Annotated in this window: 12 protein-coding genes; 7 read left to right on the forward strand and 5 right to left on the reverse strand. The window is 55.1% G+C overall.

Annotation, left to right across the window (positions count from 1 at the left end):
- Window positions 1-4: 4 nt before the first annotated feature.
- Window positions 5-1,330 carry a PTS sugar transporter subunit IIC gene (locus ACOTZD_RS05430; protein WP_003862812.1) on the reverse strand — a complete coding sequence of 442 codons (1,326 nt, stop codon included), beginning with the start codon at window positions 1,328-1,330 and terminating at the stop codon, window positions 5-7.
- 299 nt (window positions 1,331-1,629) lie between these two features.
- Between ACOTZD_RS05430 and ACOTZD_RS05435 the strand changes: the two genes are divergently transcribed.
- Entirely contained in the window at window positions 1,630-2,667 is a 1,038-nt protein-coding gene (locus ACOTZD_RS05435; RefSeq protein ID WP_003862814.1) for a LacI family DNA-binding transcriptional regulator, read from the forward strand.
- On the opposite strand, the gene lysA is transcribed toward ACOTZD_RS05435, so the two are convergent.
- A complete protein-coding gene (gene lysA, locus ACOTZD_RS05440) occupies window positions 2,637-3,899 on the reverse strand; it encodes a diaminopimelate decarboxylase (RefSeq protein WP_003862815.1) in 1,263 nt (420 codons plus the stop codon). The genes ACOTZD_RS05435 and lysA overlap by 31 nt on opposite strands.
- A gap of 120 nt (window positions 3,900-4,019) precedes the next feature.
- Here lysA and ACOTZD_RS05445 point away from each other — a divergent pair, with 120 nt between their 5' ends.
- Window positions 4,020-4,946, forward strand: a complete 927-nt coding sequence (locus ACOTZD_RS05445) for a LysR family transcriptional regulator (RefSeq protein WP_023295367.1) — start codon at window positions 4,020-4,022, stop codon at window positions 4,944-4,946.
- Here the strand turns inward: ACOTZD_RS05445 and ACOTZD_RS05450 are convergent.
- The gene (locus tag ACOTZD_RS05450) at window positions 4,941-5,633 is read right to left on the reverse strand and encodes an aspartate/glutamate racemase (protein ID WP_129329259.1); all 693 of its coding nucleotides are present in this window, start codon (window positions 5,631-5,633) and stop codon (window positions 4,941-4,943) included. The genes ACOTZD_RS05445 and ACOTZD_RS05450 overlap by 6 nt on opposite strands.
- Window positions 5,634-5,768: 135 nt before the next feature.
- On the opposite strand from ACOTZD_RS05450, the gene ACOTZD_RS05455 reads away from it, so the two are divergent.
- Complete coding sequence (locus tag ACOTZD_RS05455; RefSeq protein WP_003862821.1) at window positions 5,769-6,092, forward strand: cupin domain-containing protein; 324 nt, start codon at window positions 5,769-5,771, stop codon at window positions 6,090-6,092.
- A 33-nt stretch (window positions 6,093-6,125) separates the two neighbouring features.
- Here ACOTZD_RS05455 and wzz(fepE) read toward each other — a convergent pair whose 3' ends face one another.
- A complete protein-coding gene (gene wzz(fepE), locus ACOTZD_RS05460) occupies window positions 6,126-7,262 on the reverse strand; it encodes an LPS O-antigen length regulator Wzz(fepE) (RefSeq protein WP_023314779.1) in 1,137 nt (378 codons plus the stop codon).
- A gap of 544 nt (window positions 7,263-7,806) precedes the next feature.
- Here wzz(fepE) and ACOTZD_RS05465 point away from each other — a divergent pair.
- Genes ACOTZD_RS05465 through ACOTZD_RS05480 form a run of 4 tightly spaced genes read left to right on the forward strand, consistent with a single transcriptional unit; the run spans window position 7,807 to window position 12,032 of the window.
- Complete coding sequence (locus tag ACOTZD_RS05465) at window positions 7,807-8,697, forward strand: carbohydrate ABC transporter permease (RefSeq protein WP_003862825.1); 891 nt, start codon at window positions 7,807-7,809, stop codon at window positions 8,695-8,697.
- The gene (locus ACOTZD_RS05470; protein WP_003862827.1) at window positions 8,690-9,592 is read left to right on the forward strand and encodes a carbohydrate ABC transporter permease; all 903 of its coding nucleotides are present in this window, start codon (window positions 8,690-8,692) and stop codon (window positions 9,590-9,592) included. The genes ACOTZD_RS05465 and ACOTZD_RS05470 overlap by 8 nt, the downstream gene beginning before the upstream one ends.
- A gap of 12 nt (window positions 9,593-9,604) precedes the next feature.
- A complete protein-coding gene (locus tag ACOTZD_RS05475) occupies window positions 9,605-10,732 on the forward strand; it encodes an ABC transporter ATP-binding protein (RefSeq protein ID WP_003862829.1) in 1,128 nt (375 codons plus the stop codon).
- A gap of 13 nt (window positions 10,733-10,745) precedes the next feature.
- Window positions 10,746-12,032, forward strand: coding sequence for an ABC transporter substrate-binding protein (locus tag ACOTZD_RS05480; RefSeq protein ID WP_003862832.1), 1,287 nt, complete (start codon window positions 10,746-10,748; stop codon window positions 12,030-12,032).
- A gap of 82 nt (window positions 12,033-12,114) precedes the next feature.
- Here ACOTZD_RS05480 and ACOTZD_RS05485 read toward each other — a convergent pair whose 3' ends face one another.
- Window positions 12,115-13,530 carry a sugar porter family MFS transporter gene (locus ACOTZD_RS05485; RefSeq protein WP_003862834.1) on the reverse strand — a complete coding sequence of 472 codons (1,416 nt, stop codon included), beginning with the start codon at window positions 13,528-13,530 and terminating at the stop codon, window positions 12,115-12,117.
- Window positions 13,531-13,773: the final 243 nt, after the last annotated feature.

The raw sequence follows: 13,773 nt of genomic DNA on the forward strand, positions 1-13,773 counted from the left end.
GTCCTCATGCGTTATCGGTGGCTTGTTGCAGCGCGGCCTGCTCTGCGCGGCGTGAGGCAATTTTCACAAACGGCAGATAGATAATCACCGCGGTCACGATGCAGATAAACTGGGTGATCACCGCCCCCATGGAGCCCGCGGTTGACAGCCAGGCGTTGATCAGCGGCGGCGTGGTCCAGGGCACCATCACCACGGCTTTCCCGGCAAATCCGGTCACGGTGGCAAAGTAGCCAATCGAGCCCGTCACCAGCGGCGTGATGATGAACGGGATAGCCAGGATCGGGTTGAGCATGATTGGCATCCCGAAGATCACCGGCTCGTTGATATTAAAAATACCCGGGCCGATGGAGAGCTTAGCGATCTCCTTCATTTCTTTACGTTTGGTGGCAATCATGACGGCGATCAGCAGGCCGATGGTCAGGCCGGAGCCGCCGATGCTCATATAGACGTCCCAGAACGGCATGGTGATGATGTTTGGCACCTCTTTGCCCTGCTCGAACGCGCTCATGTTAACGGTGATTGCCCCCAGCAACAGCGGCTCGCGGATCGGCTTGATCATCTGGTTGCCGTGAATACCAATCACCCAGAACAGCTGGGCGACAAACATCAGCAGCAGGATCCCCGGCAGGCTTTGCACCACGCGCTCCAGCGGCTGTTGCACCACCTGGTAAACCGCGTCGTAGAGATACATGCCGGTAATCTGATGAAACACGAAGCCAAAGGTGGCGATGGCGGTGGTAGTGATAATGGCCGGGATCAGCGCAGAGAACGACGCGGCGACGTTCGGCGGCACCGTGTCCGGCATCCTGATTTTCAGCCCCTTGCGGTTTTCCAGCCAGCAGTAAATCTCCACTGACAGGATGGCGATAAACATGCCGAGGAACAGGCTGCGGGTATCGGAGAACTGGCGCAGCAGCACGTCTTTCACCACGTGCATCTCGCCGTCCACCAGCATTTCCACCGTGGTTGGCGTCACGCAGATAAAGCAGATCACCGCCAGCAGGCCGGGGAACAGGGACTTAATGCCGTTAATACGCCCCAGCTCAATGCCGATTAAAAACACCGCACCGATGTTGAGAAAGTTAAGCGTGGCATAGTTGAGCGCGCTGGTGATCGGCTTTAACGCCGCCAGAAACGACAGCGACTGAAAGCTCGCCAGGCCGTTTTTCGGATCCAGCACCATATTGGAGATCAGTACCGAGAACGCCCCCACAATGATGACCGGCATTAAGGTAATAAACGCAGACTTGATCGCCTGGATATAGCGATAGCTGTTGAACGTGGTGGCAAAACTGCCCAGAGCGTCGATCAGTTTTTCCTGAAATGCCATAGGGTAATACCTCAGTAAAAGGGCTTTTATTGAATAAGATGGACAGCCGGATACTATTGGTATGCCAAAAATAGCGCCCACAGGCGCTTTGTTCTGTGATTAAGCTCTCAATGAGGTAAGAGGTATTCCAGATTGCGATTTATCACCATTTTGGCATGCCAATGACAGGCATTTATCCCGCTGGCGAGGATCGTTACCGAAAAGCGTGATCGTTATGGGGTTTTGCCCTTCCCACGTCGCTTATGCGCCGGATGGTCTGTGTTAAACTGCAAACCATTACGTGGAAACAGGAATTTCGAATGGCAACAATGCTGGATGTCTCACTGCGTGCGGGCGTGTCGAAGGCCACCGTTTCGCGCGTGCTGAACGGCACAGGTCAGGTTAAAGAGAGCACGCGTCAGCAGGTATTTCGCGCGATGGAGGAGCTGGGCTATCGTCCGAACTTTCTCGCGCGTTCGCTGGCTAACCAGACCAGCAACAGCATTGGTCTTGTCGTCTCGACGTTCGACGGTTTTTACTTTGGTCGTTTGCTACAGCAGGCGTCACGGCAGACCGAAAAGCACGGAAAACAGCTGATTGTTACCGACGGTCACGACGCCCCTGAACAGGAAGAACAGGCGGTGCAGATGCTCGCCGACCGCAAGTGCGACGCCATCGTGCTGTACACGCGATACATGAGCGAAAAGACGATCCTGAAGCTGATCAACAGCGTGCAGACGCCGCTGGTGATCATTAACCGTGAAGTGAGCCAGGCGGCGGATCGCTGCGTCTTCTTTGAACAGCAGGACGCGGCCTTCAAAGCGGTGGATTACCTGATAAGCCAGGGTCATCGGGAGATCGCCTGTATCACCGTCCCGATCCACACCCCAACGGGTAAAGCGCGGCTGATGGGCTACCGTAAGGCGCTGGAGAAGCACGGTATTCGTCTCGACGAGCGGCGGATTAAATACGGCGATGCAGGCATGACGCGGGGTTACGAGCTGTGCAAGGAGCTGATTGCGGAAAAGACATCGTTCAGCGCCCTGTTTGCCTGTAATGATGATATGGCCCTGGGCGCCTCCAAAGCATTACACCAGGCCGGGCTGAAGATCCCGCAGGATATTTCGCTGTTTGGTTTTGACGATGCCCCCAGCGCAAAGTGGCTGGAGCCTGCCCTGTCGTCGGTATATTTGCCGATCGACAACATGATCGTCACGGCAATCGACCAGGCGATCCGGCTGGCAAAAAACCAGCCGGTTGAAGCGATCCCGCCGTTCACCGGCACGCTGGTGTTACGCGATTCGGTGACAACAGGGCCGTGGTTTAATCAGACCAGCTCTAACGCCAGCAGCTCCTGAATGGTCTGGCGACGGCGAATCAGCCGCGCCACGCCGTTATCAAACAGCACTTCCGGCAGCAGCGGGCGGCTATTGTAGTTGGAAGACATAGACGCCCCGTACGCACCGGTATCATGCAGCACCAGATAATCTCCCGGTTTTACCTCTGGCAGCGAACGGGTTTCGACTTTCCCGCCTTCCTGCTGAGTAAAGACGTCACCGGATTCACACAGCGGGCCGGCAACAACGGTCTCGATGCGCGGCGCGTTGACCAGATCGCGGCCATCGGCGGCAAGCGCGGTAATGTGATGATAGCTGCCGTACATGGACGGGCGCATCAGGTCGTTGAAGCCAGCATCAATCAGCACAAAGTGACGGCTTCCCATCTCCTTCACGCTCCGCACCTGCGCCACCAGCACGCCAGCTTCGGCGACCAGGAAACGACCCGGCTCAATCTCCAGCTTCACCGCATGGCCCAGATGGGCAGCGATCCTGTCACGCGCGGCGCTCCACAGGCCGTAATAGTGATCCGTGTCGATCGCCTCTTCTCCTTCGCGGTAAGGGATCGAAAGCCCTCCCCCGGCGGAGATCGCCTCCAGATCCTGACCAAAATCGATAACCTGACGCACCATTGCGCCACAGACCTGCTCAAGATGGCCATAATCCACGCCGGACCCGATATGCATGTGAATGCCCACCAGCTTGAGGTTGTAGCGTTGTAAAACCTCCAGCGCCGCAGGCATATCGGCATACCAGATCCCGTGTTTACTGTTTTCGCCCCCGGTGTTGGTTTTCTGACTGTGGCCGTGACCAAAGCCCGGGTTGACGCGCAGCCAGACGCGATGGCCAGGAGAGACCTGCCCAAGCTGTTCCAGCATATCCACCGAACCAGCATTGACCGGGATTTGCAGCTCGTGCACGCGCGCCAGCGTGGCGTCGTCTATCAGGTCAGCGGTGAAGACGATCGCGTCGCTGTCGGCTTTCGGATCAAACCCGGCCGCCAGCGCACGTTCGATCTCACCCAGCGATACGGAATCAACCTTCACGCCCTGCTCGCGCATCAGGCGCAGAATATGAATATTGGAGCAGGCCTTCTGCGCAAAACGCACCACGTCAAACTGATGCAGCGCGGCGATCTTCTCGCGGACAATCTGCGCATCGTAAACCCACACCGGACAGCCGAATTCGGCAGGCAGGCGCAGCAGGTTATCGGCGTTTAAATCGGTTTCGGTCTGGTTGAGCGGGCGTGGCATGGTCGTCTCCGGAAATCTGTTTTTTATCATTACGCCATAGCCTGAAGAGAATAAAAAATATCGTTTTATCGTGAGTCTATGCAAAAATGATATGGAACACGCTCAGCCATCAGGTGCCCTATGCCCGCCGTTAACCTACGCCATATCGAGATTTTTCATGCGGTGATGACCACCGGCAATCTCACTGAAGCCGCGCACATGCTGCACACCTCGCAGCCGACGGTCAGCCGCGAGCTGGCGCGTTTTGAGAAAGTGCTGGGGCTGAAGCTGTTTGAACGCACCCGCGGCAGGCTGCATCCAACGGTGCAGGGTTTACGTCTGTTTGAGGAGGTTCAGCGCTCCTGGTACGGGCTGGACAGGATCGTGAGCGCGGCAGAGAGCCTGAGGGAGTTCCGCCAGGGCGAACTGTCCATCGTCTGCCTGCCGGTCTTTTCCCAGTCATTCCTGCCGGTACTGTTACAGCCGTTTCTGGCCCGCTATCCGGAGGTCAGCCTGACCATCGTGCCGCAGGAGTCGCCGCTGCTGGAGGAGTGGCTTTCGGCCCAGCGCCACGATCTGGGTCTGACTGAAACCCTCGTCACGCCAGCGGGAACGGAACGCACGGAGCTGCTGTCGCTGGATGAGGTCTGCGTGCTGCCTGCCAGCCACCCGCTTGCCCACAAAACCGTGCTGACACCGGCGGATTTTCACGGTGAGAACTATATCAGCCTGTCGCAGACCGACAGCTACCGGCAGCTTCTGGATGGCCTGTTTGCCGAACATCAGGTGAAGCGGCGGATGGTGATGGAAACGCACAGTGCGGCGTCAATTTGCGCGATGGTGCGCGCGGGCGTGGGTATTTCGGTGGTGAACCCGCTCACGGCCATGGACTACGCCAGCAGCGGCGTGGTTCTGCGCCGTTTTAGCGTTTCCGTTCCCTTTACCGTGAGCCTGATCCGCCCGCTGCACCGGCCCGCCTCAGCGCTGGTTGATGCCTTTAGTGAACATCTGATTGCGCACGCGCGTCAGGTGGCGCTTCGCTTACCTGACCTGCAAAAACCTTTATGACAGCATAAACTCCACCGCATCCGCGGCATGGATGGCGGCGGTATCGAAGACCGGTATCGGGCTTCGGTCTGCAGGCACCAGCAGACCGATTTCGGTACAGCCGAAGATGACCCCTTCCGCTCCCTGCTGCGCCAGTTTCTCTATCACGCTGACGTACCAGGCGCGCGAAGCTTCGCTGAAGGTGCCCAGACACAGTTCATCAAAAATAATCTGGTTAATGTGCGCCCGGTCAGCCTCCTCCGGGATCAGGCTTTCAATCCCGAACTGGCTGCTCAGCCGCCCGCGGTAAAAATCCTGTTCCATGGTGTAGCGCGTCCCCAGCAGCGCCACGCGCGTCATGCCGGCGGTACGTATGGCACGCCCGGTGGCATCCGCGATATGTAAGAACGGCAGCGAACAGCGGTCTTCAATGTGCGACGCCACCTTATGCATGGTGTTGGTACACAGCAGAATACCCTGCGCGCCCGCACGCTCCAGCCCGAGCGCGGCGTCCGCCAGTATCTGCCCCGCTTTGTCCCACTCCCCGCTCGACTGGCAGGCTTCTATTTCATGGAAATCCACGCTGTGCAGCAGCAGGCTGGCTGAATGCAGACCGCCCAGACGCTGTTTAACGCCTTCATTAATCAGGCGGTAGTACGGGATCGTTGATTCCCAGCTCATGCCCCCTAACAGACCGATCGTTTTCATCTTTCCTCCTGTGCGTTTCACCCAGTGAAGCAAACTTGTGATCGCCTTTCCAGTTATTTGGCTAAACGTTTCCTTTTCTCGGCGGGTGAGATAAGTTAATTGAAACAATGTTTCATTACATAACAGGGCGAAAATATGTTTATTTTCCATAAAGAGACCACGCTTGAGGATCTGGGCAACGGCGTGACGCGTCGTATTCTGGCGCACGACGGCAGGATGATGGCGGTGGAAGTGAATTTCGAGGAAGGCGCGATTGGCCCGATGCATAACCACCCGCATGAGCAACTCACCTACGTTCTCTCGGGGGAATTTGAGTTCACCATTGGCGAGGAGAAGCATGTGGTGACCGCGGGCGACACCCTCTATAAAGCGCCGCACGTGATGCACGGCTGCGTTTGCCTGAAACCCGGCACCCTGCTGGATACCTTTACGCCGGTACGCGAAGATTTCCTGAAATAAAAAAAGGCGCTCAGTTGAGCGCCTTTTTTGATGTTATTCCGTTACCGGCTCAGGAAGTTGTTCCGGCAGCGGGTTGCGGGTGCTCATAGCCTCGCGCAGCAGCACGCTGCCACAGGCGAACAGTCCACCCAGAATACACGCCAGCAGCACGATGAGGGCTTTGCCCGGGCCATCTTTTTTCACCGGCATAGAAGGTGAAAGCTGGTATTTGAACGGCTCCAGGCTCACATCTTCGAAGGAGAGTTTTTGCAGCTGTGCCAGATAGTATTCGCGGTTCTGGAAATCGGCGTTCAGCTCAGAAACGTCCTTGAGATTTTTTTCAATCTGCAATTTCTGCGCAATCCCGTCCGCACCGAGGGCGACGGAATAATCCGGATCGTCTTTCACCGCCTGTCCATTGCTGTAAACCGGCTTTTTGATCCCAGCCGCGTTCGCCACTTCCAGCGAGTAGTTCAGGCGTTGCAGGTTGGTATTGTGGATATTGGTCAGACGGACCCGATCCAACTCCAGCTGCTGCTGTACCGTTTTGGTTCTCAGGATCAGCTGATCGCGAATGTTTTGCATGGTCTCCTGCTCGACGATGCGGGAGATGTACTGAATGTAACCATTCAACACTTTCTGCGCATCCTCTGCCGTTGGGGCTGTGAAGCTTAACGTCCAGGAGAGGTATGGGGCTTTATCGGCATTTTTTTCCTGCGTGTTATCAACAGCCTTCATCTTTTCGGCAATATTGACCACCGCGCGGTGCAGCTCCAGCGGGTCAACCTCAGCGCCATCGAGCTGAGCCATCACGTAAGGTGAGCTCTTCATGTACTCTTCAAGCAGAGACTGGGACTGAAACTTTTTGATAAACAGATTAAACACATCCGCACGGGTAATTTTCACGTCGACATCAAGCACCTGGAGCGCCACCATCATCTGGCGCAGCGAACTCCACTGCGTCTGTTCCGCGGGCGTAATGACCGCTTTACTGGTCCATTTTTGCGGTATCAGAAAGGCGATTGCCAGGCCGACCAGTGCAAATGCAAAGACAATGGTGATGATGCGTTTTTTTGCTGCCAGCAGGACGTCCAGCAGACCCAGAAGATCTATTTCTTTAGCGCTGACCGCCGGGGGAGCATAGTGAGGAAAATTGAGATCCGTATGTTTTTTGAAATCCATCGCTGACATAACTGTTCTTCTTTTAAGGATGCAGTGAAATTCTGCCTGACTGGTTCCGGTGTAACAAATCATACAAGAATGTAAGAATTATCTGAATGACGAATTGGTACATCTGTAGACCTGCTATCAGATCTGGTAGTTAGCCACGCTGCGTGACTATTGTTATTCCTGCTCCCCTTTTGCTTCATTATCTCTTCCTCATGGGCCGCGGCGAACGTCCGTGGAAAGTCAAAAATGCCACTTCCCTCACTATATTGAAACAGCGTTTCGACGCTGATCACATTTCCACCATTAAGCGAATGACGCAGAAATAAATCGCAATAATATAAAATAAAACGATGTTTTAGTATCCAAGAACACCGGTTCAGCTCTTTTGAAACCCGAAGCGCTTACACCACGACGAAAGACAAAAAAGCGTTAAAAAACAAACGTAGGTTTTGCCGTTGCCAGACGTTGCACCCTGAATTTCAGCTCCCATGCCGCGCATCGCAGGCCTGGGAAAATGTAACAAAGCAGATTTCGTATTAAACCATTGATTGCCAGGTAGGTATGTATGAATGAAAACAAGCTGCTGGGGCTCGCATGGATATCACCCTATATCATCGGGCTGATACTCTTTACGGCATTCCCCTTCGTCTCATCGTTTTTCCTCAGCTTTACGGATTACGATTTGATGAGTCCGCCGGTGTTTAACGGCATCGAAAACTATCGCTACATGTTTACCGAAGACACGCTCTTCTGGAAATCCATGGGCGTGACCTTTGCCTATGTATTTTTAACCATCCCGCTAAAGCTCGCCTTTGCATTAGGAATTGCCTTTGTCCTGAACTTTAAATTACGCGGCATCGGCTTTTTCCGAACGGCCTACTATATTCCGTCGATCCTCGGCAGCTCCGTCGCCATTGCCGTATTGTGGCGCGCCTTATTTGCCATCGATGGCCTGCTGAACAGCTTTATCGGCGTTTTTGGCTTTGATCCGGTGAACTGGCTGGGCGAGCCGTCGCTGGCGCTGATGTCCGTTACCCTGCTGCGCGTCTGGCAGTTCGGTTCCGCGATGGTCATCTTCCTGGCCGCGCTGCAAAACGTACCGCAGTCCCAGTATGAAGCGGCAATGATCGATGGCGCATCGAAATGGCAGATGTTCATGAAGGTGACCGTGCCACTGATTACGCCGGTGATCTTCTTCAACTTCATCATGCAGACCACGCAGGCGTTCCAGGAATTTACCGGGCCGTACGTGATTACCGGCGGCGGGCCAACCTATTCGACCTATCTGTTCTCGCTCTACATCTACGACACCGCCTTTAAGTATTTCGATATGGGCTATGGCGCGGCGCTGGCGTGGATCCTGTTCCTGGTGGTGGCCGTCTTCGCCGGTATCGCCTTTAAGTCGTCGAAATACTGGGTGTTCTACTCCGCCGATAAAGGAGGCAAAAATGGCTGATATTCAACAACTCTCCACGGCAAGAAGCGTCGCCGAACGCGAAGTGGCCCGCACGCTGCGCAGAGAGAAAATCAACGCCTCCGTTCGCTATGTGATTCTGCTGGTTGTCGGCCTGCTGATGCTTTACCCGCTGGTGTGGATGTTCTCCGCGTCGTTCAAACCGAACCACGAGATCTTCACCACATTGAGCCTGTGGCCTGCCCACGCCACCTGGGATGGTTTCGTAAACGGCTGGAAAACCGGCACCGAGTACAACTTCGGCCATTACATGCTGAACACCTTTAAGTATGTGATCCCGAAAGTGATCCTGACCATTATCTCCTCCACCATCGTGGCGTACGGCTTTGCCCGCTTCGAGATCCCGTGGAAGAAGTTCTGGTTCGCCACGCTCATCACCACCATGCTGCTGCCCAGCACCGTGCTGCTGATCCCGCAGTACCTGATGTTCCGTGAAATGGGCATGCTCAACAGCTATATGCCGCTGTACCTGCCGCTGGCCTTCGCCACTCAGGGGTTCTTCGTCTTCATGCTGATCCAGTTCCTGCGCGGCGTCCCGCGTGACATGGAAGAGGCGGCGCAGATTGACGGCTGTAACTCCATTCAGGTGCTGTGGTACGTGGTAGTGCCGATCCTGAAACCGGCCATTATCTCCGTCGCCCTGTTCCAGTTCATGTGGTCCATGAACGACTTTATCGGGCCGCTGATTTACGTCTACAGCGTGGATAAATACCCCATCGCACTGGCGCTGAAAATGTCCATCGATGTCACCGAAGGCGCGCCGTGGAACGAAATTCTGGCAATGGCGAGCATCTCCATTCTGCCATCCATCATTGTCTTCTTCCTGGCACAGCGCTACTTCGTACAGGGCGTCACCAGCAGCGGAATTAAAGGTTAAGAGGGAAATACCATGGCTGAAGTTATTTTCAACAAGCTGGAAAAGGTCTACTCCAACGGCTTTAAAGCGGTACACGCTATCGATCTTAAAATTGCTGAAGGGGAATTCATGGTGATCGTCGGCCCATCCGGCTGCGCCAAATCCACGACCCTGCGCATGCTGGCGGGGCTCGAAACCATCAGCGGCGGCGAGGTGCGCATTGGCGACAAGATCGTGAACAACCTCGCGCCGAAAGAGCGCGGTATTGCAATGGTGTTCCAGAACTATGCCCTCTATCCGCACATGACGGTGCGCGAGAATCTGGCCTTTGGTCTCAAACTGAGCAAACTGCCGAAAGATCAGATTGAGTCTCAGGTGAATGAAGCTGCCAAAATTCTTGAACTGGAAGAGCTGCTCGACCGCCTGCCGCGCCAGCTTTCCGGCGGCCAGGCGCAGCGCGTGGCGGTAGGCCGTGCGATTGTGAAAAAACCGGATGTGTTCCTGTTCGATGAGCCGCTTTCAAACCTCGACGCCAAACTGCGCGCTTCGATGCGTATTCGTATTTCCGACCTGCATAAGCAGCTGAAGAAATCCGGAAAACCGGCGACCACCGTTTACGTGACACACGACCAGACCGAAGCGATGACCATGGGCGACCGCATCTGCGTGATGAAGCTCGGCCATATCATGCAGGTGGATACGCCGGACAACCTCTACCACAGGCCGAGGAACATGTTCGTGGCGGGCTTTATCGGCGCGCCGGAGATGAATATACGCAAAAGCGTACTGGTCGAAAAAGCGGGCCAGCTGCACATCGCCATTGGCGATGAAACCATGCCGCTGAACGCGGAGAAGCAGGAGAAAGTCGCGGCCTACGCGGGTCAGGAGATTTACTACGGCGTGCGTCCGGAATTTGTGTCGCTCTCTGATGAGCCCTTCCCGAACGGCGGCTGTAGCGGGGAGATGGTGCGCGTTGAGAACATGGGCCACGAATTCTTTGTGTACCTGAAGGTCGCGGACTACGAACTGACCGCCCGAATCCCGTCCGATGAAGCTAAGCCAATGATTGATAAGGGGCTTCATCGTAAGGTGTATTTCACGTTTGAGATGAACAAGTGTCATATTTTTGACGCAAAAACTGAACAGAACCTCTCTCTCTGATGGAGTGATAAAAATGAAAAAAGTGCTTTTAAGCGCAGCAATCTCCGCGACCCTGGGTCTTACCGCTTTGCCATCGATGGCGCAGAATGTGGATTTACGGATGTCCTGGTGGGGCGGCAACGGCCGTCACCAGGTCACCCTGAAAGCGCTGGAAGAGTTCCATAAGCAGAACCCGGACATCAACGTGAAAGCGGAATACACCGGCTGGGATGGTCACCTCTCCCGTCTGACCACCCAGATTGCGGGCGGCACCGAGCCGGACGTAATGCAGACGAACTGGAACTGGCTGCCGATCTTCTCGAAAACCGGTGACGGCTTCTACGATCTGAACAAGATGAAGGACGTGATTGACCTGTCGCAGTTCGATCCCAAAGAGCTGCAAACCACCACCGTGGACGGCAAGCTGAACGGCATTCCGATCTCGGTGACGGCGCGCGTGTTCTACTTCAATGACGAAACCTGGAAAAAAGCGGGTATTGCGTACCCGAAAACCTGGGACGAGCTGATGGCGGCCGGTAAAACCTTCGAGAGCAAGCTCGGCAAGCAATACTATCCGGTGATCCTGGAGCATCAGGATACGCTGGCGCTGCTGAATTCGTACATGATCCAGAAGTACAACATTCCTGCGGTGGATGAGAAAACCAAAAAGTTCAGCTACACAAAGGAACAGTGGGTAGAGTTTTTCCAGACCTACAAAAAGCTGATCGACAGCCACGTCATGCCGGACACCAAATACTATGCCTCGTTCGGTAAGAGCAACATGTATGAAATGAAGCCGTGGATCCAGGGTGAATGGGGCGGCACCTACATGTGGAACTCCACCATCAACAAATATTCCGACAACCTGAAGCCACCGGCGAAACTGGAGCTGGGCAACTACCCAATGCTGCCGGGCGCCACCGACGCAGGTCTGTTCTTCAAACCGGCGCAGATGCTGTCGATTGGTAAGACGACCAAAAACCCAGAGGCGGCAGCGAAGCTGATTAACTTCCTGCTCAACAGCAAAGAAGGGGTCGATACGCTGGGTCTTGAGCGCGGCGTGCCGCTGAGCAAAGTGGCGGTGCAGTATCTGACCGAAGACGGCACCATTAAAGAGGACGATCCTTCCGTGGCGGGCCTGCGCCTGGCGCAGTCGCTGCCGGCGAAACTCACTGTCTCGCCATACTTTGACGACCCACAGATTGTGGCGCAGTTCGGTACCTCATTGCAGTATATCGACTACGGGCAGAAAACCGTGGAAGAGACGGCCGCTGACTTCCAGCGTCAGGCGGAGCGTATTTTGAGACGTGCGATGCGGTAAAAACAAAGCCGGGTGGCGCTTCGCTTACCCGGCCTACACGGTATCGTAGGCCCGGTAAGCGAAGCGCCACCGGGCAATGACATTACACGCCGATATTACGTAGTTTCTCCCCTTTCATCAGCTTGCGTTCAATATGCTCCAGGGTCACGCCTTTGGTTTCCGGGATCAGCCAGAACGTCACGCCGATAAACGCCACGTTCAGCACCGTATACAGCCAGAAGGTGCCTGCCGCGCCAATCGCATCCAGCAGCGTCAGGAAGGTCGCGCCAATGATCATATTCGACACCCAGTTGGTGGTGGTGGAACAGGTGATACCAAAGTCGCGGCATTTCAGCGGCTGAATTTCAGAGCACAGGATCCACACCACCGGTGCGGCGCTCATCGCGTAACCGGCGATGCACATCATGGTCATGCCAACGGAGAGCCAGGAGAGGCCGCTTGACGCCGTGCCGTTATCGAACTGCATCAGGCAGTAACCAAGGATCAAGGTGCCGAGCGCCATTACGCTAAAGCCAATTTTCAGGGCCGGTTTACGTCCGGCCTTATCGACGGTGAACACCGCGATAAAGGTGGCGAACATAAAGGTCAGCCCCACCACCAGCGTGGCGATCATCTGCTGTTCGGTGGTGGTAAAACCAGCCATTTTAAAGATGCGTGGGGCATAATACATGATGATGTTCATCCCCGTGAACTGCTGCATCGCCTGTAACAGCATGCCGAGGAACACCGCGCGGCGCACGTTGCGGTTTGCCTTAAACAGGGACCAGCCGCCCTGCTTCAGCTTCAGGCTTTCGCGGATTTCGTTCAGCTCTTCACGCGCTTTTTCAGACGTGTCGCGCAGCATGCGCAGCACCTCTTCCGCCTCCACGTGACGCCCTTTTTGCGCCAGCCAGCGCGGGCTGTTCGGCAGGAAAATGACTAACACAATCAGCAGCACCGCAGGCAGCGCCAGCACGCCAAGCATTGCCCGCCAGTTGCCGCTGTAGCTGAAGTACGTATCCGACAGGAACGCCAGCACGATACCGAGCGTCACCATCAGCTGGTACATGCTGATCATCTTCCCGCGCACGTTTTCGCTCGCCATTTCGGAGAGGTAAAGCGGCGCTGTGTAGGACGCGATACCCACCGCCACGCCCAGCAGCACGCGGGAAAGCAGCAACACTTCAACGTTGGTGGCAAACGCCGAACCAAGAGAGCCAGCAACAAACAGGATCGCCCCGACCATCAGGCTGTATTTGCGCCCGAGACGGAACGACAGCCAGCCGTTAAACAGTGCGCCGATGGCCGCACCCAGCATCATGCTGCTCACCACCCACTCTTGCAGGCGGTTGCTTAACGTAAAGTGGTCGGTAATAAAGGGCAGTGCGCCCGCGATAACGCCGATATCCAGACCAAACAGTAAACCGGCTACGGCGGCCGCAACAGAAACAAACTGGTTCATGCGTCGGGTATCGCGCAGCGCAGCGGGCATAAGGGTAGAGTCATTTACAGATGTCATTGTTTCCTGCCTCAACAGCGAAATTCGTTAAGTGAAATTACGAGATACCGGAAGAAAGTGTCAGGCCGGAAATGGTGAAGATATGGATTATTTCGCTACGACACACCGATCTGTGATGGACATTACAATTTCAAATCAGGATGGTTTAACCTTATTTTTGATTAATTAGTTAATATTTAAGCAATAAATGTGTGACACCCGTCATTTATTCCTTTTCAGTATGGATTTTTCATCTTTAAGGAT

The sequence above is a fragment of the Enterobacter cloacae complex sp. SHL022 genome (genome assembly GCF_049237785.1).
In the GTDB taxonomy this organism is placed as follows: domain Bacteria; phylum Pseudomonadota; class Gammaproteobacteria; order Enterobacterales; family Enterobacteriaceae; genus Enterobacter; species Enterobacter hormaechei_C.